General features: G+C 73.5%; 19 protein-coding genes. 13 read left to right on the top strand and 6 right to left on the bottom strand.

The window, feature by feature from the left end; translation table 11 throughout:
• Nucleotides 1–73: 73 nt before the first annotated feature.
• Nucleotides 74–376 carry a GroES family chaperonin gene (locus ACQ614_RS13330; RefSeq protein ID WP_363487761.1) on the top strand — a complete coding sequence of 101 codons (303 nt, stop codon included), beginning with the start codon at nucleotides 74–76 and terminating at the stop codon, nucleotides 374–376.
• 58 nt (nucleotides 377–434) lie between these two features.
• Here ACQ614_RS13330 and ACQ614_RS13325 read toward each other — a convergent pair whose 3' ends face one another.
• Nucleotides 435–2,879 (bottom strand): transglycosylase domain-containing protein, encoded by a 2,445-nt coding sequence (locus ACQ614_RS13325; RefSeq protein WP_431678757.1) that lies wholly within the window; start codon nucleotides 2,877–2,879, stop codon nucleotides 435–437.
• A 276-nt stretch (nucleotides 2,880–3,155) separates the two neighbouring features.
• Here ACQ614_RS13325 and ACQ614_RS13320 point away from each other — a divergent pair, with 276 nt between their 5' ends.
• The 8 genes from ACQ614_RS13320 to mycP all read left to right on the top strand — a co-directional run bounded on the left by ACQ614_RS13320 (nucleotide 3,156) and on the right by mycP (nucleotide 12,394).
• Complete coding sequence (locus ACQ614_RS13320) at nucleotides 3,156–4,049, top strand: ABC transporter permease (protein WP_431678755.1); 894 nt, start codon at nucleotides 3,156–3,158, stop codon at nucleotides 4,047–4,049.
• 64 nt (nucleotides 4,050–4,113) lie between these two features.
• Nucleotides 4,114–4,887, top strand: a complete 774-nt coding sequence (locus ACQ614_RS13315) for an ABC transporter permease (RefSeq protein ID WP_431683913.1) — start codon at nucleotides 4,114–4,116, stop codon at nucleotides 4,885–4,887.
• 47 nt (nucleotides 4,888–4,934) lie between these two features.
• On the top strand, nucleotides 4,935–5,894 hold the full coding sequence (locus ACQ614_RS13310) for an ABC transporter ATP-binding protein (protein WP_363487549.1): 960 nt from the start codon (nucleotides 4,935–4,937) through the stop codon (nucleotides 5,892–5,894).
• A 55-nt stretch (nucleotides 5,895–5,949) separates the two neighbouring features.
• Complete coding sequence (locus ACQ614_RS13305; RefSeq protein ID WP_431683912.1) at nucleotides 5,950–7,290, top strand: DUF445 domain-containing protein; 1,341 nt, start codon at nucleotides 5,950–5,952, stop codon at nucleotides 7,288–7,290.
• Between the two features lie 23 nt (nucleotides 7,291–7,313).
• Entirely contained in the window at nucleotides 7,314–8,381 is a 1,068-nt protein-coding gene (locus ACQ614_RS13300) for an adenosine deaminase (RefSeq protein ID WP_431678754.1), read from the top strand.
• Nucleotides 8,382–8,661: 280 nt separating this feature from the next.
• Nucleotides 8,662–9,261 (top strand): hypothetical protein, encoded by a 600-nt coding sequence (locus ACQ614_RS13295; RefSeq protein ID WP_431678753.1) that lies wholly within the window; start codon nucleotides 8,662–8,664, stop codon nucleotides 9,259–9,261.
• Between the two features lie 34 nt (nucleotides 9,262–9,295).
• Nucleotides 9,296–10,849, top strand: a complete 1,554-nt coding sequence (locus tag ACQ614_RS13290) for a WXG100 family type VII secretion target (RefSeq protein ID WP_431678752.1) — start codon at nucleotides 9,296–9,298, stop codon at nucleotides 10,847–10,849.
• Nucleotides 10,850–10,960: 111 nt separating this feature from the next.
• Nucleotides 10,961–12,394: a type VII secretion-associated serine protease mycosin gene (gene mycP, locus ACQ614_RS13285; protein ID WP_431678751.1), complete on the top strand. Its 1,434-nt coding sequence runs from the start codon at nucleotides 10,961–10,963 to the stop codon at nucleotides 12,392–12,394.
• Nucleotides 12,395–12,499: 105 nt separating this feature from the next.
• Here mycP and ACQ614_RS13280 read toward each other — a convergent pair whose 3' ends face one another.
• Complete coding sequence (locus ACQ614_RS13280; protein ID WP_431678750.1) at nucleotides 12,500–13,567, bottom strand: Gfo/Idh/MocA family oxidoreductase; 1,068 nt, start codon at nucleotides 13,565–13,567, stop codon at nucleotides 12,500–12,502.
• Nucleotides 13,568–13,606: 39 nt separating this feature from the next.
• Nucleotides 13,607–14,626 (bottom strand): lytic polysaccharide monooxygenase auxiliary activity family 9 protein, encoded by a 1,020-nt coding sequence (locus tag ACQ614_RS13275; RefSeq protein WP_431678749.1) that lies wholly within the window; start codon nucleotides 14,624–14,626, stop codon nucleotides 13,607–13,609.
• Nucleotides 14,627–14,973: 347 nt separating this feature from the next.
• Here ACQ614_RS13275 and ACQ614_RS13270 point away from each other — a divergent pair, with 347 nt between their 5' ends.
• Complete coding sequence (locus ACQ614_RS13270) at nucleotides 14,974–15,753, top strand: HAD-IIA family hydrolase (protein ID WP_363487533.1); 780 nt, start codon at nucleotides 14,974–14,976, stop codon at nucleotides 15,751–15,753.
• 429 nt (nucleotides 15,754–16,182) lie between these two features.
• Here ACQ614_RS13270 and ACQ614_RS13265 read toward each other — a convergent pair whose 3' ends face one another.
• Nucleotides 16,183–16,314 (bottom strand): hypothetical protein, encoded by a 132-nt coding sequence (locus tag ACQ614_RS13265; RefSeq protein ID WP_431678748.1) that lies wholly within the window; start codon nucleotides 16,312–16,314, stop codon nucleotides 16,183–16,185.
• Nucleotides 16,315–16,554: 240 nt separating this feature from the next.
• Here ACQ614_RS13265 and ACQ614_RS13260 point away from each other — a divergent pair, with 240 nt between their 5' ends.
• Together ACQ614_RS13260 and ACQ614_RS13255 are read left to right on the top strand one after the other, a co-directional pair.
• Nucleotides 16,555–17,742 (top strand): low temperature requirement protein A, encoded by a 1,188-nt coding sequence (locus ACQ614_RS13260; protein WP_431678746.1) that lies wholly within the window; start codon nucleotides 16,555–16,557, stop codon nucleotides 17,740–17,742.
• Between the two features lie 190 nt (nucleotides 17,743–17,932).
• A complete protein-coding gene (locus ACQ614_RS13255; protein ID WP_431683911.1) occupies nucleotides 17,933–18,634 on the top strand; it encodes a uracil-DNA glycosylase in 702 nt (233 codons plus the stop codon).
• Nucleotides 18,635–18,797: 163 nt separating this feature from the next.
• Here the strand turns inward: ACQ614_RS13255 and ACQ614_RS13250 are convergent, their stop codons facing one another.
• On the bottom strand, nucleotides 18,798–19,499 hold the full coding sequence (locus tag ACQ614_RS13250) for a 3-oxoacid CoA-transferase subunit B (protein WP_431678745.1): 702 nt from the start codon (nucleotides 19,497–19,499) through the stop codon (nucleotides 18,798–18,800).
• Nucleotide 19,500: 1 nt separating this feature from the next.
• Nucleotides 19,501–20,262: a CoA transferase subunit A gene (locus tag ACQ614_RS13245; RefSeq protein WP_431678743.1), complete on the bottom strand. Its 762-nt coding sequence runs from the start codon at nucleotides 20,260–20,262 to the stop codon at nucleotides 19,501–19,503.
• Between the two features lie 338 nt (nucleotides 20,263–20,600).
• Between ACQ614_RS13245 and ACQ614_RS13240 the strand changes: the two genes are divergently transcribed.
• Nucleotides 20,601–21,911 carry a substrate-binding domain-containing protein gene (locus ACQ614_RS13240; RefSeq protein ID WP_431678741.1) on the top strand — a complete coding sequence of 437 codons (1,311 nt, stop codon included), beginning with the start codon at nucleotides 20,601–20,603 and terminating at the stop codon, nucleotides 21,909–21,911.
• Nucleotides 21,912–21,945 lie beyond the last annotated feature (34 nt).

Below are 21,945 nucleotides of genomic sequence, written 5' to 3'. Positions count from 1 at the left end.
CAAGAACCACGAGCAGAGCGCGCAGCACGACGAGTCCCGGCACGAGCGGCTGGGGGAGAAGCTGCCGATCAGGATGTTGCACGACCGGGTGCTGGTGAAGACGGAGGTGGGGGAGGGGGAGCGCCGTTCGACGGGCGGCATCCTCATTCCGGCGACGGCGGAGCTGTCGCGGCGGTGCGCCTGGGCGGAGGCGGTGGCGGTCGGCCAGAGCGTGCGGTCGGTGGAGCCGGGGGACCGGGTGCTGTACGACCCGGAGGACAAGTTGGAGGTCGAGGTCCGCGGGGCGACGTACGTGCTGCTGCGGGAGCGGGATCTGCATGCCGTGGCGGCCGAGCGGCTGACGGGGGCGGAGGGGTCGACCGGCCTCTACCTGTGAGACCGGGGCCCGTGCGGTGAGTGGCCGGGGCCGCCGGCCGGGAGGGCCGGCGGCGGGGTCAGAGTCCGGCCGGGCCGGTGGGCCGGGGTGCCGGCGCCGGTGCGGGTGCGGGCGCTGCGGCGGGCCGGCCGGCCGCGGGGCGTTTGGGGGCGGGTGCGGGGCGCTTCGGTGCGGGGGCCTTGGGCTTCGGCTTGGGCTTGGGCTTGGCGGGCTTGGGTGCCTTGGGGGCCTGTGCGGTGGGGGTGGGCGGTTCGGTGTTGCCGGGGCCGGGCTGCAGGTCGAACTGGGTGACGGGGGTGCCGGCGAGGGCGCTGGTCATGTAGGCGGTCCAGATGCGGGCGGGGAAGGTGCCGCCGTTGACGCGTTCGTACCCGGCGGTGCCGGCCAGTGACTCCTTGGCGTGGGTCTTGGTGTTCTCGCGGAACAGGCCGACGACGGAGGCGAGTTCGGGGGTGTAGCCGGCGAACCAGGCGGAGCGGTTGTCGTCGGTGGTGCCGGTCTTGCCGGCGGCGGGGCGGCCGAGTGCCTGGGCGGTGGCGCCGGTGCCGTTGGGGCCCGCGGTGTCGCGCAGGACGTCGGTGACGGCGTCGGCGCTGGTGCGGCTGACGGCGGTGGTGGCGTCGTGCGGGGGGAGCGGGGGCTTCTCGCCGGTGGCGGGGCGGTCCAGGGCGGTGACGGCCCAGGGGCGGACGGCCTGGCCGTGGTTGGCGAGGGCGGCGTAGACGGCGGCGAGGTCGAGGGCGCTGGGGGTGGCGGTGCCGAGCGTCATGGAGCTGTGGTCGGGGTCCATGCCCTGGAGGCTGTCGGGGAGGCCGAGGCGGATGGCGGTGCGGCGGACGTTGTCGAGTCCGGCGTCGATGCCGAGCTGGGCGTAGACGGAGTTGACCGAGCGCATCATGGCCTGGCGCAGGGTGACCTGGCCGTGGTTCTCGTTGTCCTCGTTGGGCGGGGCGTAGGGGGTGGGGCCGCCGACGACGAGGCGGCCGCTGGTGCCGTCGTAGAGGGTCTGGGTGGTGATGGGTTTGCCGTCCTGGGTGGTGCGGTCCCCTTCGAGGGCGGCGGCGAGGTCGATGGGTTTGAAGGTGGAGCCGACCTGGTTGTCCTGCCGGAGGGCGTCGTTGTAGGGCTGGACGGCGTAGTCGGGGCCGCCGTACGCGGCGACGATGCGGCCGGTGGCGGGTTCGACGGAGGCGCCGGCGACGCGGACGTCGGTGTCGGTGCGGGGGCGGCCGGCGGGGTCGAGTTCGGCGGTGAGTTCCTGTTTGACGGCGTTGACGAAGGCGTCCTGGCGGTTCTTGTCGAAGGTGGTGGTGATGCGCCAGCCGCCGGCCTTGAGGGTGGCGGTGTCGAGGACGCCGGTCTGGGTGAGCCAGTCGTCGGCGATGTCGACGAGGTAGCCGGCCTGGCCCTGGAGTCCGCCGGCGGCCTTGGGTTCGAGGACGTCGGGGAAGGCGGTGGCGGCGCGGGTGGCCGGGTCGAGGAAGCCGAGGGTGACCATGCCGTCGAGGACGTAGTTCCAGCGGGCGACGGCCTTGTCGCGGTTGGCGGGTGAGGCGGTCCTGACGTCGTAGGCGCTGGGGGCCTGGAGGAGGGCGGCGAGGTAGGCGCCCTGGGCGACGTCGAGGTTGGCGGCGTCGGTGCCGAAGTAGGCGCGGGCGGCGGTCTGGATGCCGTAGGCGCTGCGGCCGAAGTAGCTGGTGTTGAGGTAGCCGGCGAGGATGGCGTCCTTGCTGTCCTGGCGGTCGACCTTGAGGGAGATGAAGAGTTCCCGGGCCTTGCGGGTGAGGGTCTGTTCCTGCGTCAGGTAGTAGTTCTTGACGTACTGCTGGGTGATGGTGGAGCCGCCCTGGAAGGCCCGGCCCGGTGCGCCGAGGTGGGTGGCGTTCTGCCAGGCGGCGCGGACCATGCCTTTGAGGTCGATGCCGCGGTTGCGGTAGAAGGTGCGGTCCTCGGCGGAGACGACGGCGTTGCGGACGTGGTCGGGGATCTGCGAGAGGGGGACGTCCTCGCGGTTGACGGCGCCGGTGCGGGCGATCTCGGTGGTGCCGTCGGCGTAGTAGTAGACGTTGCTCTGGGCGAGGGCGTGCGCGTTGGGGTCGGGCACGGGGACGGCGAGGTAGAGGGCGGCGAAGGCGGCCGCGGCGAGCAGCAGGGTGCCGGCGAGGGCGGCGAGGGCGGTCCGCCAGGTGGGGAGGAGGCGGCGCCAGCGGGGGAGGCTGCGGCGGTGTTCGCGGCGGGCGAGGCGGCGCAGGCGGCGGTGTTCGCGGCGGGTCGGCGGCTGCGGGCCGGTCTCGCGGGGGCGGCCGCCGTCGCGGTGGGGGCGGCGCGGGCCGGGGGCGCGGCGGGGTGCGGTGCGGGCGGGGGCGCCGGCTGCTTCGGCGGGGGTGCCGGTAGGGGTGTCGGTGGTCCGCTGGACGGGCTTGTCGGTGCGCGTGGCGGTGTCCTGCCCGGGGCGGTGGTCGCTGTCTCCCGCCGGGTTGTTGGCTCGCTGCGCTCGGTTCATGGGGTGATTATGGGCGATTTGACCCGTAATCAGGTGTTTTCGCCGGTCGGCCCGGCCGTGCCGGAATTCGGCTGCGGGGGCGGTGGCCCGGCGCTACGGTGAAAGGTGACAACCGCATAGCGCAGTGCAAGAGGCCAGCTCCGCCCGCCGTCCCGGACCCCCGGGGTGTGCCGGTCGGAGCCGATCGCGGCTGCCCGTGCGCCCGCACGGGCGGTCGGCATGCGCGTGCGCCGACGGGCCCGCGACTGCGGGCCGAAAAGTCGACAAGGAGACAATATGTCGAGTGTCGAAGGGTCAGCCGGGGCCGACAGGGAGAAACCCGGGAGGGCGGCGACCGCCGGCCCGCCCGGACGCGCCCCGGGCGGCACCCTCGCCGTCCACCGGGCCGTGGCGGCCGGCGCCTTCCGCCGCTACTCCACCTACCGCGCCGCCACCGTCGCGGGCGCCGTCACCAACACCGTCTTCGGCTTCATCCTCGCCTACACCTTCCTCGCCCTCTGGCAGGCCCGACCCGGCCTCGGCGGCTACGACACCGACCAGGCCGTCGCCTACATCTGGATCAGCCAGGCCCTGCTGGTCACCGTCGCCGTCTGGGGCGGCGGATTCCAGGACGACATCCAGGAGCGCTTCCGCACCGGCGACATCGCCGTCGACCTCTACCGCCCGGTCGACTTCCAGGCCTGGTGGCTCTCCGCCGACCTCGGCCGTGCCGCCTTCCACCTGCTCGCCCGCGGCACCCTCCCCACCCTCGCCGGCGTGCTCGCCTTCGGCATCCGGCTGCCCGGCTCCCCGCTGGTCTGGGCGGTCTTCCTGCTGTCCGTCCTGCTCGCCGTCACCGTCAGCTTCGGGCTGCGCTTCCTCGTCGCCCTCACCGGCTTCTGGCTGCACGACTCCGAAGGGGTGCGGGCCGTCGTCCTGGTGGTCGCGATGTTCTTCTCCGGCATGCTGCTGCCCATCACGCTCTTCCCCGGGTGGCTCGGCGACCTCGCCGCCGTACTGCCCTGGTCCGCACTGATCCAGATCCCCACCGACGTCCTCCTGGAACACCGCACCGGCACCGCACTCGCCGCCGGCCTCGCCTTCCAGCTCGCCTGGGCCGCCGTCCTGCTCGCCCTCGGCCGGGCCGTCCTCGCGCTCGCCGTCCGCAAGGTGGTGGTGCAGGGTGGCTGACGTCCCCACCGCCCGCCCCTCCCGGTGGGCCACCGCCCGCTGGGCCGTCCGCGCCTGGTGGCTGATGGCCGGCATGTGGACCCGCTCGACCATGTCCTACCGGGCGTCCTTCGCCCTCATGCTCACCGCCAGCCTCGCCATCACCTCCCTCGACTTCGTGGTCGTCGTCCTGATGTTCCGCCACACCGACACCCTCGGCGGCTGGACCCTCCCCGAACTCGGCTTCCTCTACGGCACCTCCGCCCTCGCCCTCGGCACCGCCAACCTCTTCGTCGGCTCGATCGACGCCCTCGGCGACCGCATCCGCACCGGCGCCCTCGACACCATGCTGGTGCGGCCCGCTCCTGCCCTCGCCCAGCTCTGCGCGGAACGCTTCTCGCTGCGCCGCCTCGGCCGGCCCGTCCAGGCCGCCGCCGTCCTCGGCTGGTCGGTCACCGCGCTGCCCGTGCACTGGACGGCCGACCGCATCCTGCTCGTGCCCGTCCTGCTGGTCTGCGGCAGCGTCATCTTCGCCTGCCTGTTCGTCGGCGGCGCCACCCTGCAGTTCTGGTGGGGCGAGGCCCGCGAGCTCCAGAACTCCCTCACCTACGGCGGTGCCACCCTGCTCCAGTACCCGCCCACCGTCTTCGCCAAGGAACTCGTCGCCGGCACCGTCTTCGGCATCCCGCTCGCCTTCGTCAACTGGCTGCCCGCCCTGCACGTCCTCGGCCGGCCCGACCCGCTCGGCCTGCCCGCCGCCTTCCAGTACGCCTCGCCGCTGGCCGCCGCCGTCTGCGTCCTCGCGGCCGCCCTCGCCTGGCGGGCCGGCCTGCGCGCCTACCAGGGCACCGGCACCTGACCCCCCCGACCCCCGCAGCACCGCCCGCCGACGAACAGGAGCCCACCATGGCACTCATCGAACTCGACGACGTCCGCCGCACCTTCACCGTCCGCACCCGCGCCGGGCGGTTCCGCCGCGAGCGGCGCGAGGTGCACGCCGTCGACGGCCTCAGCTTCACCGTCCGCGCCGGCGAATGCGTCGGCTACATCGGCCCCAACGGCGCCGGCAAGTCCACCACCGTCAAGATGCTCACCGGCATCCTCGTCCCCACCTCCGGCCGGCTGCGCGTCGCCGGCGTCGACCCCGCCCGCGACCGCACCGCCCTCGCCCGCCGGATCGGCGTCGTCTTCGGCCAGCGCACCACCCTCTGGTGGGACCTCCCGCTGCGCGACTCCTACGAACTCGCCCGCCGCATCCACCGCATCCCCGACGCCCGCTACCGCGCCAACCTCGACCGCTGCGTCGAACTCCTCGACCTCGGCGCCATCCTCGACACCCCCGTCCGGCAGCTCTCGCTCGGCCAGCGGATGCGCGGCGACCTCGCCGCCGCCCTCCTCCACGACCCCAGCGTGCTCTACCTCGACGAGCCCACCATCGGCCTCGACGTCGTCAGCAAGGCCAAGGTCCGGGCCTTCCTCCGCGAGGCCAACCGCAGCCGCGGCACCACCGTGCTGCTCACCACCCACGACCTCGTCGACATCGAGCAGCTCTGCGACCGCGTCATGGTCATCGACCACGGCCGGCTCGTCCACGACGGCGACCTCGACGGACTGCACACCGCCGGCGAGAGCGAGCGCACCCTGGTCGTCGACCTCGCCGAGGCGCACCCGCCGATCCGGGTGCCCGGCGCCCGGGTGGTCAAGGTCGACGGCCCCCGCCAGTGGCTGGCCTTCCCCGCCCGGGAGAGCGCCGCGCCGATCGTCGCCGCGGTCGCCGCCCGCTACCCGCTGGCCGACCTGTCCGTCCGCGAACCCGCCATCGAGGACGTCATCGCCCGGATGTACGCGGGCGCCGTCATCGGCTGAGCCGCCCGGCCCGCCGGCCTGCCGCCCTGATCGCGCCGCCCGGCCCGGTGACGCGATCAGGACGGCGGGCGCGGGGCAGACTGTCCGGGTGAGCGTCGAACAGAGAACCGGAACGGCCTCCCGACCTCCCGGCGGGGTCAGCTTCACCGAGGCCGACGAGCGCAAGCGCCAGGGCGTACGGCGGATGAAGACCATCGCCACCGGCCTGCTGGCCTTCGCCACGGCCGTCTTCGCCCTCGCCACCTGGGCCTCCGCCGCCGGGGCCGGAGCCTGGGCCGGCTACGTCGCGGCCGCCGCCGAGGCCGGCATGGTCGGCGCCCTCGCCGACTGGTTCGCGGTGACCGCACTCTTCCGCCACCCGCTCGGCCTGCCCATCCCGCACACCGCGATCATCCCCACCAAGAAGGACGCCTTCGGCAAGTCCCTCGGCGACTTCGTCGGCGACAACTTCCTCTCCCCGTCCGTCGTCCGCGCCAGACTGGAGGCCATCGGCATCGCCCGCCGGCTCGGCGAGTGGCTCGCCGCACCCGGCAGCGCCGAACGCGTCACCCGCGAGGCCGCCGCCGCCCTGCGCGGCGTCATCGCCGTCCTGCGCGACGAGGACGTGCAGGCCGTCGTCGCCGAGGCCGTCACCCGCCGGGCCGCCGCCACCCCCGTCGCCGAACCCGCCGGCCGCCTGCTCGGCAAGGTCGTCGCCGACGGCGGACACCACGGCGTGGTCGACCTGGTGAGCGTCCGCGTCCACCACTGGCTCACCGAGCACCACGAGGACATCGTCCAGCGGGTCACCAGCAAGACGCCCGGCTGGACGCCCAAGTTCATCGACCACCAGGTCGGCGAACGGGTCTACAAGGAGCTGATGCGGTTCGTCACCGACATCCGCGACGACCCCCAACACCCCGCCCGCGGCGCCATCGACAACTTCCTCGCCGACTTCGCCACCGAGCTCCAGCACGACCCCGACACCATCGCCCGGGTCGAGCACGCCAAGGCCGACCTGCTGGAACGCCCCGAGGTGCAGGACCTCATCGCCTCCTCCTGGGACGCCGTCCGCACCCTCGTCCTCGGTGCCGCCGAGGACGAGCAGAGCGAACTGCGCCGACGCCTGCGCGACGGCCTGCGCTCCCTCGGCCGGCGGCTGGCCACCGACCCCCGGCTCCAGGCCAAGACCGACGGCTGGCTGCAGGACGCCGCCCAGTACGTCGTCGAGACCTACCGCGAGGAGATCACCGCGCTGATCTCCGACACCGTCGCCGGCTGGGACGCCGACGACGCCTCCCGCAAGATCGAGGCCAACGTCGGGCGCGACCTCCAGTTCATCCGGATCAACGGCACGGTCGTCGGCGCGCTCGCCGGGCTGCTCATCCACACCGCCGCGGTCGCCCTCGGCGGGTAGCCCGGTCCGCTGGATAGCATGCAATGTCCGCCGACGTACGAAGGAGCAGAGCGGTGACCGAAGGCAACAAGGGGATCGAGGCGTTCATCGCCGCCATGCCCAAGGCGGAACTGCACGTGCACCACGTCGGGTCCGCGTCCCCCCGGGTGGTGGCCGAGCTGGCCGCCCGGCACGAGGGCCGCAGCAGGGTCCCGGTCGACCCGCAGGCTCTCGCCGAGTACTTCACCTTCACCGACTTCGCGCACTTCATCGAGGTGTACCTGAGCGTCGTCGACCTGATCCGCGACGCCGAGGACGTCCGGGCCCTGACCTACGGCGTCGCCGAGGACATGGCCCGCCAGCACATCCGCTACGCCGAGCTGACCATTACCCCGTACTCCTCGGTCAGCCGCGGCATCCCGGACGTCGCCTTCATGGAGGCCATCGAGGACGCCCGCAAGGCCGCCGAGAAGGAGCTCGGCGTCGTGCTGCGCTGGTGCTTCGACATCCCCGGCGAGGCCGGCCTGGCCGCCGCCGAGGAGACCGCCCGCCTGGCCGTCGACCTCGCCCCCGAGGGCCTGGTCAGCTTCGGCCTCGGCGGCCCGGAGATCGGCGTGCCGCGCCCCCAGTTCAAGCCCTACTTCGACCGGGCCCGCGCCGTCGGCCTGCGCAGCGTCCCGCACGCCGGCGAGACCACCGGTCCGCAGACCGTCTGGGACGCCCTGCGCGACCTCGGAGCCGAGCGGATCGGCCACGGCACCCAGGCCGTCCACGACCCCGCCCTGGTCGACCACCTCGGCGAGCACCGCATCCCGCTGGAGGTCTGCCCGACCTCCAACATCGCCACCCGGGCCGTCGAGCGGATCGAGGACCACCCGATCAAGCAGATGGTCGACGCCGGCCTGCTCGTCACCGTCAACAGCGACGACCCGCCGATGTTCGGCACCGACCTGAACACCGAGTACGCCGTCGCCGCCCGCCTGCTCGACCTGGACGAGGCCGGGGTCGCCGCCCTCGCCAAGAACGCCGTCGAGGCCTCCTTCCTCGACCCGGCCGGCAAGGCCCGGCTGGCCGGCGAGATCGACGCCCACCTGGCGGCCTGGAAGGGCTGAACCGGCCCGCGGGCGCTCCCCGGGGAGGCGGGGGTGGGAACAGCCCCCCGGGGAGGGGATGTTGTGACCGTCGGGTGACAAGTGCGTACCGATGGCGGCCGTGCGGCCCGGCCCCCTGACGGGGTGTTGGCGGCGGCCGCTATGTTACGGGTGGTGGTTGCTGCCGCCCGTCGGTGCGCGCAACCGATCGGATGGTGACGGACCCTGATTCCGGGGGTCGACAAGATGTGGTGAACGGCGGGCCGTGCCGGGCCGGCCGGACACGGGGGAGGTTGGATCGATGGTCAGCGCAGCGGCGGATTCGGGCGGCGGCGGCGGAAGCAGCACGTCCGGCATCTTCTACAACGTGGTCTCCACGGTGACGGCCGCTCAGACCGCGGCGATGGTCGCCCAGTCCCAGGCACTCGCCGGGCAGGTCGGCGCCCAGGCCGTCAAGGTCGAGGTTGAGAACCTGCAGACCTTCAAGAACAAGGTCGACGCGATCCTGAAGGACCTCGACGGCTCGCCCGCGAGTCACGGCGAGGTCTCCCAGCAGCAGCTGCAGTCCTGGCAGCTCGGCCAGAACTTCGGCCAGGCCGGCAGCCTGATGAGCGCCTACGCCACGGTGCACGCCAACCTGGAGCAGCTGTCGAAGACGCTCTCGATGCAGATCGAGGCGATGGGCGCCAGCATCGACATGGCGGCCCGCGGCTACGACAACGCCGACGAGGAACAGCGGCAGAAGTTCCAGTCGATCCTCAACCAGGCGGACCAGCAGACCCAGGTGTCGTCGGCGGGCGGCTACCGGGCCGCCGCGGGCGGCGGCAGTCACGCGCAGCCCGCCTCGTACACGCAGTCGGCCTCGCAGCCGTCCAGCGGCAACCAGCAGGTTTCGTACTGATGAGTGCTCCGGCAGCGGAGAGGGGGAGTGGGGCATGACCGAGAAGCGGTTCATCAGGCGGATCCACCGGGACGGCGACGACTTCGGGGGCACCAGCCACGAGCAGCTGGTGGCCATGGTCGACAGCGCGGACCCGGTGGCCGTCATGCAGGTCGGCCAGCGACTGCTGCTGGCCGCCCAGAAGATGGACGAGATCAGCAACGAGCTGCACGCCCACATGAGCGGCCTCGACTGGCAGGGCGAGGCGGCCGACAACTTCAAGACCTGGGGCGGCAACGTCTCCAGGTCCACCATGCAGCTGGCCGAGTACTCGCGGAACGCCGGCACCTACATGGCCACGGCCGGCGAGACCCTCAGCGAGGTCAAGCGGACGATGCCGGACGTGCCGACCTCCGACATGGAGATCGTCCGGCGGTACGAGGCCCAGCCCAACACCGCGGTCTCGGTCGGCGGCTTCATCGCGGGCGGCGCCGTCATGCCCGGCATCGGCAACGTGGTCGGCGGCTGGGCGGCCGACAAGGTCGCCAACATGGTCGACTCCGACTGGGTGACGGAGGCCGAGGCCCAGGCCGCCCGGAAGCGCATCGACCAGGCCCACCAGGACGCCATCCAGCAGATGAGCAAGCTGGGGCAGTCGTACGACCAGTCGGTCACGCGGCTGAACTCCGCGCAGCCGCCGGAGTTCCCGCCGGTGCCGGGCGCCGAAGGGCGCCACGGTGGACAGAACGTGGACGTCGGCGGCGGCACCGGCGGTGTCGGCAGCGGCGGCAGCGGGTCGGGGCGGCCGGGGCAGACGCCCTCGTGGAACCCGCCGTCCGGGCACCAGACGGTGCCGACGCCGCCCGTCCACCAGGTGCCGACCGGTCCCGGTCCGATTCAGACCATGCCGTACCCGGCGCCGCACATCCCGAGCACGGGCATCGACCATGCGCCGACGGTGCCGACCGCGCCGAACCCGAACCTGCCGAACCCGAACCTGCCCAATGGAGGCCAGGTGGGTCCGCTGCCCGGCGGCGGCAACCTCGGTGGCGGCGGTGGCGGCCACCTGCCCGGCGGCATGCCGCCCGGAGGCCTCGGCGGCCTCGGGGGCGGCGGCGGTGCCGGTCGCGGCGGCAGCACCGCCGGGGCCGGCCGTGCCGGCGGCGCGGGTACGACCGGCGCCGGGGCGCGCCCGGGCGGTACCGCGGGCGGCAGCGCTCCGGGCGCGGGCCAGGCGGGCCGCGCCGGTGCTCCCGGTATGGGCGGCATGCCGCACGCCGGTGGTGCGGGAGGCGGCGCGGGTGCCAGGGGCGGCGCCGGCGGCGGCCGCGCGGGCGGCGGCCTGGTGGGCCGCTCCGGCGGCACGGTCGGCGGACGCCGCGGCCCGGCTGCGGGCGGCGAGTTCACCCAGGGCGGCACCGGTCTGCGCGGTCGCGCGGAGCGCGGTGCGGACGGCCGGTCGGGCCAGGGCGGTTTCGGCGGCGGCCACGGCGCTGCCGGTGCCGGGCGCAAGGACCGGAACCGCGGCAACCGTCCGGACTATCTCATCGAGGACGAGGACACCTGGACCTCCGGTTCGGGACCGGTCAACCCGGGCGTGATTGAGTAGGAATCAGACCGACTGCCCGGCCGCGGGGCTGCAAACAGCCCTGCGGCCGGGCAGGTCCGTGCGTCGGGAGGCGTGCCGGGCCGACGGCGACGGCTGACGAGGGAGAGCAGGATGCGGCGAACGGGCACGACAGTGCGGGGGCGGCGGTTCGCCGCGGTGATGGCGGTGGCGGCACTGGCCGTCGGAGCGGCGGCCGGGCCGGCCTCAGGCGTGGACTCGATCCGCGCCCAGCAGTGGTACCTGGACGCCATGCACGCTCCGGACATGTGGAAGACCAGCACCGGCCAGGGCATCACGGTCGCGGTGATCGACAGCGGCGTCAACGCCGCGCATCCGGACCTCGCCGGGCAGGTGCTGCCCGGCAAGGACTTCACCAAAACCGGGAACACCTCGGACTCCACCGGCCACGGCACCGGCATGGCGAGCATCATCGCCGGCACCGGCAAGGGCCTGGGCGGCAAGGGCGAGTACGGGCTGGCACCCGGTGCCAAGATCCTCCCGATCAAGGTCAACGACACCTACGGCGGCAAGGTCGAGGCGGAGAACTCCGACCTCGCGCAGCTCGGCGACGCGATCGTCTACGCCTCGGACCAGGGCGCGAAGGTCATCAACCTGTCGGTGGGCATCCCGGCGTCGAACCTCAAGCCGGTCGACCTGCAGAAGTTCAAGACCTCGGTGGACCACGCCCTCGCCCGCGGCAGCCTGCTCTTCGCCGCGGTGGGCAACAGCGGCAAGACCGGCAACCGGGTCGAGTACCCGGCGGCCTCCCCGGGCGTGGTCGGCGTGGCCGCCACCGACAAGGACGGCAAGGCCACCGCGGAGTCCGAGCACGGCCCGCAGGTCTCCCTGGCGGCGCCGGGCGCCGACATCTACAGCGCCTGCACCGGCCCGTCCGGCTACTGCAAGGCCAGCGGAACCTCCGACGCCACAGCCGTCGCCTCCGCATCGGCGGCCCTCGTCTGGGCGGCGCACCCCGACTGGACCAACAACCAGGTCCTCCGCGTGCTCATCAACACGGCCAGCAGCCCCAAGGAACGCAGCGACTTCGTCGGCTACGGTGCGGTCCGTCCGCGCATCGCGCTGACCGAGCCCGGCGACCCGGGCCCGGCGGGCGAGTTCCCGCTGAAGATCGCGGCGGCCGAGCCGTCCCAGGGTGCGGGCACCGGCGGTGCCTCCGCGCCCGCGACGGCCCAGGGGCAGGAGCCCGCCTCCTCGCAGCCCGCGGCCGCCCCCTCCTCGGACTCGAATTCGGACCCGATCGACCAGGTGCAGCTGGTCCTCGGCGTGGTCGTGATCGCCGCGGTGCTGCTGGTGATCTTCTTCGCGGTGCTCGCCAGGCGGAAGAAGGCCGCCGCGGCCCAGGCCCCGGTCGCACCGCCGGCCCCGTACGGGGCGCAGCCGCCGTACCAGGCGCAGGCGCCGGGCTTCCCCGCGCAGCAGCCGCCCGCGGGCCCGTACGCCCAGCAGCCGCCGGCTCCCGGTGGTTTCCCGCCGCCGCAGGGGCAGACCCCGCCGCCTCCTGGTGGCAACCCGTACGCCCGCTGACGGGCGGAGGACGGCCTCGGGGCCGGTCGCGATCCGCGACCGGCCCCGTTTCCTTGCCCTGCTGCCGCCGGTAGGGGTACCGCCACCCGGCCGCGGCGCCCGCCGTCAGTCGAGGCGGACGACGCGGCCGGTGGCGGCGGAGCCGCGGGCCGCCTCCAGGACGGCGAGGGCGGCGACGGCGTCGCGCGGGTCGACCGGCGGCGGGGTGCCGTCGGCCAGGGAGGCGGCGATGCCCGCGTAGAAGGCCGGGTAGTCGCCGGGGTCGGTGGGGATGCGGTCGGCGGAGCCGTCCTGGCCCAGCGTCCCGTACGCGGCGGGGTCGTCGGCGCCCCACGGGCGGCCGTCGCCGGGGTGGCGGCCTGCCTTGAGGTCGTCCTCCTGGGGGTCCATGCCGAACTTCACGTACCCGGCGCTGTCGCCGAGGACCCGCAGGCGGGGGCCGCCGAGCGCGGTGAGGGCGCTCGTCCACAGGTGGGAGCGGACGCCGGAGGCGTGGGTGATGGCGAGGAAGGCGTCGTCGTCGACCACCGCGCCGTCACGGCGGGTGTCGATCTCCGCGTAGACCGTCTCGGCCGGGCCGAACAGGGTCAGCGCCTGGTCGACCAGGTGGCTGCCGAGGTCGTACAGGGTGCCGCCGACCTCGGCCGGGTCGGCGAGCTCCCGCCAGCCGGGCTTCGGCTTCGGGCGGAACCGCTCGAACCGGGACTCGAAGCGGTGCACCCGGCCCAGCGCGCCCTCGTCGACCAGGCGGCGGGCGGTCAGGAAGTCGCCGTCCCAGCGGCGGTTCTGGAAGACCGAGAGCAGGACGCCGGCCCGCTCCGCGGCGTCGCACAGCCGGGCCGCCTCGAAGGCGGTGCCGGCCATCGGCTTGTCGATCACCACGGGGATGCCGGCGGCGACGGCCGCCTCGCCCAGCGGCACATGGGTGCGGTTGGGCGAGGCGATGACGACCAGGTCGAGCTCGTCGGCACGGGCGAACAGGTCCGCGGGGGTGTCGAGCGGCTGTGCGCCCGGGTGGGCGAGGCGCAGCCGGTCGCGGCGGTCCGGGTTGGCGGTGACCACCGCGGCCAGCTGCAGTCCGGGGGTGGTGGCGATCAGCGGGGCGTGGAAGGCGGAGCCGGCCAGGCCGTAGCCGATCAGGCCGACGCGGAAAGGAGGGCGGGGCTCGCTCATTCCCCTACTCAACCACGGCCGCGCCGGCCGTCCGGTGGTTCAGCGCGCGTGCGCGCGGCGGCGGTTGCGGCGGCGCAGCACGGCCATGGCGGTGCCGGAGAGCACGAACGCGGTGCCGACGGCGGCGATCAGGCCGGTGGAGCGGTCGGTGCCGGTCTGCGCGAGCTGCGCCCCGGCCGGGACGGCGGCGGGGGAGGAGGCCGCACCGTCGGTGGGCGTGCCGGGCGGGGTGGTCCCGGTGCCGCCGGGGGTGCCGGTCGGGCTCGTCGCGGGCGAGGCGGTGGCCGCGGCGGGGGCTGCCGCGGGGACGGCGGCCGGGGCGCCGGCGCTGCCCGGGGCGGCCTCGTGGGTGTGCTGGACGCCGCTGCCGGCGGTCGGCACGGCGGCGGTGCCGGGGGCCGCCCCGCTGCCGTCGAAGACGACGTCGGAGCAGGAGTAGAAGGCCTCCGGGCTGTCCGAGCGCTGCCAGATCGCGTAGATCAGCTGGCGGCCCTTCAGCCCGGCCGGGATCTTCCCCGGCAGCACGTACTGCCCGTCCACCAGCTTCGGGTCGGTGACCGTCAGGAACGGCGCGGACTGCAGGTTCGACCACTTCAGCGGCTGCGACGGGTTGTACGTGCCGTTGGTGGCGTACAGCCGGAAGGTGCCGCGGTGCGGTGCGGTGGCCCGGTAGCGGAAGGTGAAGTCGCTGCCGGCCTTCAGGCTGGTGGCGGGCCAGTCGGCGCGCGGCAGGTCCAGGCCGGCGAACTCGGGGCTGTTGGCGCTGCACAGCTTGCCGTCCGGGATCAGCTGCTGGTGGCGGCCGTTGGCGTCGCCGATCCGCACGCCGTTCCAGTCGTACATCGCCTGGGTGCCGCCGAGGGCGATCGCCGCCTTGCAGGCCGCCGACTTCGGGTGCTCCGGTCCCTCCAGGTAGCAGCCCTCGACCCGGCTCAGCGGGTTCTGCATCGAGCCGTGCGCGGCGGCGGTGCCGGTGCCGAGCGTGCCGGACAGGGCCAGGCCGGCAAGGGCGCCGGCGAGGACGGTGACCCGGCGGCGGGCGGACGGGCGAGCGGGCATGGTGGCGCTCCAGGAATGAGGGGGCGGGAGGCTGTGTCCAGCACGCTAACCACTGCCGGAGGGGAAGTTGACCTGCCCTCAGTGCTGTTAGGGGCCGCTTAAGGACGTCTTGAGACGGCGGTCGGGACCCGTCGTTCCTCCGCTCGCCCGCCCGTTCGCCGGCCTGCCCGCGGACCTCGGGGCGTCCGCCGGTCGGGACGTCCTCCCCCTCGGCCAGGTGTGCGGATTAGGCTGGTCGCGTTGGGGCAGCCAGTAGGACCCCCGCACGTCGCGGCACGCCCGCTGCGGGCGCCGCGCGGAGGGGTGCAGTTCTGTACGACCACCGCACGACCTCGGGAGACACGCACGTGGCAGACCGCAAGCCCATCGAGTCCTGGCTGACCGACATGGACGGCGTCCTCATCCATGAGGGCACGCCGATCCCCGGCGCGGAGGAGTTCCTCCGCCGCCTGCGGGAGTCCGGCAAGCCGTTCCTGGTGCTCACCAACAACTCGATCTACACCCCCCGCGACCTCAGCGCCCGCCTCGCCGGCATGGGCCTGGAGGTGCCGGAGGAGTGCATCTGGACCTCCGCCCTCGCCACCGCCAAGTTCCTCAAGAGCCAGCGGCCTGGCGGTACCGCCTACGTCATCGGCGAGGCCGGCCTCACCACCGCGCTCTACCAGGCCGGCTACGTCCTCACCGACAAGGACCCGGACTACGTGGTGCTCGGCGAGACCCGCACCTACAGCTTCGAGGCCCTCACCAAGGCGATCCGCCTGATCAACGGCGGCGCCCGCTTCATCTGCACCAACCCGGACGAGACCGGCCCGTCCACCGAGGGCGTGCTCCCGGCCACCGGATCGGTCGCCGCCCTCATCACCAAGGCGACCGGCGTCGAGCCGTACTTCGTCGGCAAGCCCAACCCGCTGATGATGCGTGAGGCGCTCAACACGGCCGGCGCGCACTCGGAGACCGCCGCGATGATCGGCGACCGCATGGACACCGACGTGGTGTCCGGCATGGAGGCCGGCATGGAGACGATCCTCGTGCTGACCGGCCTCACCGCCCCCGCCGACGTGGAGCGGTTCCCGTACCGGCCGACCCGCGTCGTGAAGTCGATCGCCGACCTGATCGACGAGATCTGACCGTTCTGACCGTCGGGAACGTCCGCAGCGCCCCTACCAGCGGTTTTCCGCCGGCAGGGGCGCCGCGCTTGCTCGCCTGGCCGCCCACGGGCCGTCAGCGGCTCGTCGCGCCACCGCAGTTCCGGGCATCCCGCGCATCGGATCAGCCGGTGACCTCGGGCCTGACCGGGGGGAGCGCCCAGGGCTCCAGCGTGCCGTCGCAGAGCTCGGCCAGGAACTGAACCATTCCGCCCTCGTAGTGCCACCAGGGCCCGTTGCGCGACCCGACGGTGACCAGCCCTTGCAGGGTTCCCGGGCCCAGCCGGTCTCCTCTCCGGGATAGGGGAGGCCGACGCCCATGAAGTCGTCCGGTGCGAATGCGGGATACCTCTCGCACGGGCGCTTGAAATCGGCGGGCAGGGCGGTGCCGAGGACATGCTCGACCGCGGCTCAGTCGAACGTGGCGGGCTCCCGCCGACGGCGATCCGCCAGCCCCGGTACAGCACGTTCCAACGCGGCGATCGCCTCGTACGGATCGAGGATCCTGCGCACCGGCTTCTGGGTGCCTGTGAGCTCGGTCATGGCGGGCAGCGTGCCAGGCGAATCCGGCAGGCCTCAGCAGCAGGCCGGGCGCCGTACCTGAAGCACTGCGGCGACCTTTCCCCACCCGGTAGCCGCTGACTGTCGCCGACTGGTTAGCTGGAGGGGTTTCATCCGGGACCGTTCGTGGGCCGTCCGAGGCCGGCCCGCCGGTGGGGGAGAGGGGTCACCGGCTCTGCGGCGGCGCCGTGGGTGAACCGACCGTTCAACCGAGGGGGAGCAGTGGAACGGACGACGGAAGCCGGCCTGCCGAGGCCGCAGGCGCCGGAGGGCGCGGGGGCCGCCGGGGCGTCGGAGACGGCCGGCGAGAAGCGGGTGACCTGGGCGGAGCTGTACTTCGACCTGGTCTTCGTCTTCGCCGTCACCCAGGTCTCCCAGCTGCTGCACCACCACCACGACTGGGTGGGCGTCGGCCAGGCACTGGTGGCCTTCGCGCCGGTCTACTGGTGCTGGGTCGGCACCACCGTGCAGGCCAATGTGCGTGATGTCGACACCCCGCGCGACCGCATCGGCATCTTCGCGGTCGGCCTGTGCGGACTCTTCATGGCACTCGCCCTGCCCGGTGCGTACGGCGCACGCGGCCTGCTCTTCGGCGCCGGCTACTGGGCCGCCCGGCTGGTGCTGCTGTGGCTGGTCCGCGGCATTCGCCGGGTCTGGGTCGGCCCGTACGGTGTCGGCGTCGCCGTCAGCGGCCCGCTGATGCTCCTCGGCGGACTGGCCGACGGACCGGCCCGGACGGCCCTGTGGGCCGCGGGCGCCTGCTGCGACCTGGCCGCGCCGCTGGTGTTCCGCCGCCGGCTCGCCGCGGTGACGTACCACCCCGGCCACCTGCCCGAGCGGTTCGGGCTGTTCCTCCTGGTGGCGCTCGGCGAGTCCATCGTGGGCATCGGCGGCCCGGTCGCCGAGTCCCGGCTGCACCCCGGACAGCTGGTGTCGGTGGCGGCCGCGTTCGTCATCGCCTGCGCCCTGTGGTGGCTGTACTTCGGCTTCGCCTCCGACGCGATGCGGTTCGCCGTGGAGACCGCGGCCTCCCGGCGGGACATGATCCGCTGGGTGTTCTCCTACGGCCACCTGCTGCTGATCGCCGGGGTGATCGCCGTCGCGGTCGGCTTCGGCGAGACGGTCGCCGAACCCGGCCACGCCCTCGGCCTCGGCACGCTCGCCCTCCTCTACGGCGGCTGCATGCTGTACCTGCTCTCCTTCAGCTACACCCGGTGGATGATGTTCGGCAGGGTGTCGCCGACCCGGCTGGCGGCCGCCGGCGTCGTCCTCGTCCTGCTGCCGCTGATGCTGCGACTGCCCGCCGTCGCCGCGCTGGTGTCCCTCGCAGCCGCACTCGTCGGCCTCAACGTCCTCGAACACGTGCGGGTGCGGCGTGAGAAGGCCCGGACGGCGGCGGCCGAAGGGTAGTTCGGGGGCGGACGCCGAGGGCCGGTCCGCGCGAGGCCGTACGGCCGGGGGTGGCGGGACCTGGCGGAACCGGGTGGGCGGCGCGGGCTGTCGGTCGGGGTGTGTAGCGTTCAGGGTCGTAGGAAGTCGTACGTCGGAAGCGGCCGCTGCGCAGTGCGGCGCGGTCGGTGGGAGGTTAGTCGTGACGGATATGGCTGAGGCGGCCGTGGACGCCGGTTTCGAGCTGCCCGAGTCCTGGCAGGACGTGCTCGCGGGCGAGGTCGGCAAGCCGTACTTCGCGCAGCTCGCCGCCTTCGTGGCCGCCGAGCGTGCGGAACACCAGGTCTTCCCGCCCAGCGGGCAGGAGTTCTCGGCCCTCGAGGCGACCCCGTACGACAAGGTCCGCGTGCTGGTCCTCGGCCAGGACCCGTACCACGACGACGGCCAGGCCCACGGCATGAGCTTCTCCGTGCTGCCGGGCACCAAGACGCCGCCGTCGCTGCGCAACATCTTCAAGGAGCTGGACGCCGACCTCGGCATCCCCGCCCCCGACAACGGCTACCTGATGCACTGGGCCGAGCAGGGCGTCCTGCTGCTCAACGCGGTGCTGACGGTCCGTGCGCACGAGCCCAACTCGCACAAGGCGAAGGGCTGGGAGAAGTTCACCGACGCGGTGATCAAGGCCGTCAGCGAGCGCGAGGAGCCCTGCGTCTTCGTGCTGTGGGGCAACTACGCCAAGAAGAAGCTGCCGCTGATCGACACCACCCGCCACGTGGTCGTCCAGGGCGCGCACCCGTCGCCGCTCTCCGCGAAGCTGTTCTTCGGCAGCAAGCCGTTCTCGCAGATCAACGAGGCCCTGGAGGGCTTCGGCGCGGAGGCCATCGACTGGCAGGTACCGAACCTGAACTCCTGACACCGGGAGCGGAGGTACGAAGGCCGGCCGTGCGCTGTCGAGGGGGCAGCGCGCGGCCGGCCTTCGCCGTCCGGCCGGGGCCTCGCCGCGGGGTGCGGGACCACGGGGCGGGACCGTGGCAGGGCCTGTGGCCGGACGGGCGGGGGAGGGTGAGCGGGGTGGGTCAGACGTCGGCCGACAGGGCGGGGGAGAGCAGCAACCGGGGCTCGGTGGCTGCCCGGACCTCCTCGACGGTGTGGCCGGGGGCCACCTCCACCAGCAGGAGGCCGTCCGGCGTCACGTCGAGAACGGCCAGGTCGGTGACGATCCGGTGCACCACACCCCGGCCCGTGGCGGGCAGCGTCAGCTCGTTCACGATCTTCGGCGATCCGTCCCGGGCGACGTGCTCCATCACCACGATCAGCCGGCGTGCACCGTGGACGAGGTCCATCGCCCCGCCCATGCCCTTCACCATCTTGCCGGGGATCATCCAGTTGGCCAGGTCGCCCGAGGCCGAGACCTGCATCGCCCCGAGGACGGACACGTCGATCCGCCCGGCCCGGATCATGCCGAACGAGAACGCCGAGTCGAAGTAGGACGCCCCGTCGTTGACGGTCACCGTCTCCTTGCCGGCATTGATGAGATCCGCATGCTCCGATCCGTCCTGCGGATAGGGACCCACACCGAGGATGCCGTTCTCCGAGTGCAGCACCACGTGCACACCGGGCGGCAGGTGATTGGGGATCAGTGTCGGCAGGCCGATGCCGAGGTTCACGTACTGTCCGTCGCGGAGCTCCCGGGCGGCCCGGGCCGCGAGGGCGTCCCGCGGATCGAGGGCCGTGGGAGCGGTGGGGGCCGTGACGGCGGACGTGGCGGTGGCGGGCATCTCAGACCTCCTGGGGGATCGGGCGGACGGTGCGGCGCTCGATGCGGCGGTCCGCGGGGTCGGCGGCCACCACCCGGTCGACGTAGACACCGGGCAGGTGCACCGCATCCGGCGGCAGCTCGCCGGGCTCGACGATCAGGTCGGCCTCGACCACGGTGACCCGCCCGGCGGTGGCGCAGAGCGGATTGAAGTTGCGGGCCGCCGCGTGGAACACGCAGTTGCCGTGCCGGTCGGCCACCTCGGCCCTGACCAGCGCGAAGTCGGCCGTGATGGCCTCCTCCAGCAGGTACCGGCGGCCGCCGAACTCGCGGACCTCCTTCGCCGGCGAGGCGACCGCCACCGACCCGTCGGCGGCGTACCGCCAGGGCAGGCCGCCCTCCTCGACCTGCGTGCCCACACCGGCCGGCGTGAAGAACGCCGGGATGCCGGCGCCGCCCGCCCGCAGGCGCTCGGCCAGGGTGCCCTGCGGAGTGAGTTCGACCTCCAGCTCGCCGCTGAGGTACTGGCGGGCGAACTCCTTGTTCTCGCCCACGTACGAGGACGTCATCCGGGCGATGCGCCCCGCCCGCAGCAGCAGGCCCAGCCCCCAGTCGTCGACACCGCAGTTGTTCGACACGACGCGCAGCCCCGACGTACCGGCTGCCGCCAGGGCACCCAGCAGCGTGCTCGGGATGCCGCAGAGGCCGAAACCGCCGACGGCGAGGCTCGCTCCGTCCGGGATGTCCTCGACGGCGGGATCGGGGGAGTCAAGGACCTTGTCCAAGGGGTCACCTCACTGAGGGCTCGGGGGTGGGGCGGTTGGGTGGGTGGGGGGGGTGCAGGTACGGCGGGGTGGGGGCGCGGGGCCCGGGGTGGGGACGCTGCCGTGCCGGGCACCTCCACCCTTGCTGCGTGGCGGGGGCCGATCCATGGCGGTTCCCGACACTCGACGTGCGCGATCCGTGGGGTTCGACCACACGGGAGGCCGCCCGGCGCGCGGACATGGCTGCAGAGCACACAGCCGCGGCGGGCAGTGCGTCGTCCGGCCACATGTCGCGCCCCTGGGCGTGCTCCTACGGTTCCGGCATCCACCCCCGCAGCAATCCCCAGGAGCCGTCCGCCATGCGCAGCAGAATCTCTTCCCGAGTCAGATCCACTGGAGCGGAAGGCGTTTCCGCGACCGTCGCCGTCTCCGGTGCCCCCGGCGGGCGTTCGCTGCGCGCCGGCCGCCGGATCGCGGTGCTGGCGGCGTGTGCCGTGCTCGCGGTCGGCTGTGCCAAGGCCGGTACGGCAGGTACGGAAGCTGCGGGCGGCTCGGGCGGCGATGCCTCGAGCCCGGTCAAGGTCGGGCTGCTCTACTCCAAGACGGGGCCGCTCGCCGCGTACGGCAAGCAGTACCTGGAAGGCTTCAAAGCCGGTCTCGACTACGCGACCAAGGGCACCGGCAAGGTGGACGGGCACCCGATCGAGTTCGTCGAGCAGGACGACGCCGGTGACCCGGCGAAGGCGGTCTCCGGCGCCAAGGACCTGATCGGCAAGGGCTACAAGATCCTCGCCGGTTCGACGGCCTCCGGCGTGGCCCTGCAGGTCGCCCCGTTCGCCGCGCAGAACAAGGTGCTGTTCATCAGCGGCCCCGCCGCGGCGGACAAGGTCACCGCGCTCAACAAGTACACCTTCCGCTCCGGCCGGCAGTCGTACCAGGACACCCTCACCGCGGCCTCGTTCGTCGGCGACGCCAAGGGCAAGAAGGTGACGGTGCTGGCGCAGGACAGCGCCTTCGGCCAGGCCAACGTGGCCGCCGTGAAGGCCGTCCTCGGCAAGGCCGGTGCCACTGTGGACGCGGTACTCGCCCCGCCGAGTGCGACCGACCTCACGCCGTTCGCCACCCAGGCCAAGGCCGCCAAGCCCGACCTGCTGTTCGTCGCCTGGGCCGGCGAGACGGCGTCCGCGCTGTGGACCTCCCTCAACCAGCAGGACGTCTTCTCGGCCACCCGCGTGGTCACCGGGCTCGACCTCGCCGCCTCGTACCCGCTGTTCGGCCCCGCGGGCGAGAAGATCTCCTTCCTCAACCACTACTTCGGGGGCGCGGCCGGCACCGACGTCGAGAAGACGATGACCGAGGCCGTGGCCAAGGCCGGTAGCAAGCCCGACATCTTCACCCCGGACGGTTTCACCGCCGCCCAGATGATCGTCCACGCGATCGAGGCCAACCACGGCTCGGCCGACGACACCGCTGCACTGGTGAAGGCGCTGGAGGGCTGGAGCTTCGACGGCGTCAAGGGCCGGCTCACGGTCCGCGCCGAGGACCACGCCCTGTTGCAGCCGATGTTCCAGGTCAAGCTCAGCGGCACGGGTGCCGCAGCCAAGCCGACGGTGGAGAAGACGCTCCCCGCCGAGCAGGTCGCGCCCCCCGTCATCGCCATGGCGGGCTGAGCGACATGGCGCGATCCGTATCCTCGCCGGGCCG

Source organism: Kitasatospora dryopteridis (assembly GCF_050749075.1).
Taxonomy (GTDB): Bacteria; Actinomycetota; Actinomycetes; order Streptomycetales; family Streptomycetaceae; genus Kitasatospora.
Note: the sequence above shows the minus strand (reverse complement) of the source record. Positions and strands in the feature narration are given on the sequence as shown.

Bases quoted from the DNA above. Each gene is read 5' to 3' on its own strand.
- ACQ614_RS13330 (WP_363487761.1), top strand. From the start codon at position 74: ATGTTGCACGACCGGGTGCTGGTGAAGACGGAGGTGGGGGAGGGGGAG.
- ACQ614_RS13325 (WP_431678757.1), bottom strand. From the start codon at position 2,879: ATGAACCGAGCGCAGCGAGCCAACAACCCGGCGGGAGACAGCGACCAC.
- ACQ614_RS13320 (WP_431678755.1), top strand. From the start codon at position 3,156: ATGTCGAGTGTCGAAGGGTCAGCCGGGGCCGACAGGGAGAAACCCGGG.
- ACQ614_RS13315 (WP_431683913.1), top strand. From the start codon at position 4,114: ATGGCCGGCATGTGGACCCGCTCGACCATGTCCTACCGGGCGTCCTTC.
- ACQ614_RS13310 (WP_363487549.1), top strand. From the start codon at position 4,935: ATGGCACTCATCGAACTCGACGACGTCCGCCGCACCTTCACCGTCCGC.
- ACQ614_RS13300 (WP_431678754.1), top strand. From the start codon at position 7,314: ATGTCCGCCGACGTACGAAGGAGCAGAGCGGTGACCGAAGGCAACAAG.
- ACQ614_RS13295 (WP_431678753.1), top strand. From the start codon at position 8,662: ATGGTCAGCGCAGCGGCGGATTCGGGCGGCGGCGGCGGAAGCAGCACG.
- ACQ614_RS13290 (WP_431678752.1), top strand. From the start codon at position 9,296: ATGACCGAGAAGCGGTTCATCAGGCGGATCCACCGGGACGGCGACGAC.
- mycP (WP_431678751.1), top strand. From the start codon at position 10,961: ATGCGGCGAACGGGCACGACAGTGCGGGGGCGGCGGTTCGCCGCGGTG.
- ACQ614_RS13280 (WP_431678750.1), bottom strand. From the start codon at position 13,567: ATGAGCGAGCCCCGCCCTCCTTTCCGCGTCGGCCTGATCGGCTACGGC.
- ACQ614_RS13275 (WP_431678749.1), bottom strand. From the start codon at position 14,626: ATGCCCGCTCGCCCGTCCGCCCGCCGCCGGGTCACCGTCCTCGCCGGC.
- ACQ614_RS13265 (WP_431678748.1), bottom strand. From the start codon at position 16,314: ATGACCGAGCTCACAGGCACCCAGAAGCCGGTGCGCAGGATCCTCGAT.
- ACQ614_RS13255 (WP_431683911.1), top strand. From the start codon at position 17,933: ATGGCTGAGGCGGCCGTGGACGCCGGTTTCGAGCTGCCCGAGTCCTGG.
- ACQ614_RS13250 (WP_431678745.1), bottom strand. From the start codon at position 19,499: ATGCCCGCCACCGCCACGTCCGCCGTCACGGCCCCCACCGCTCCCACG.
- ACQ614_RS13240 (WP_431678741.1), top strand. From the start codon at position 20,601: ATGCGCAGCAGAATCTCTTCCCGAGTCAGATCCACTGGAGCGGAAGGC.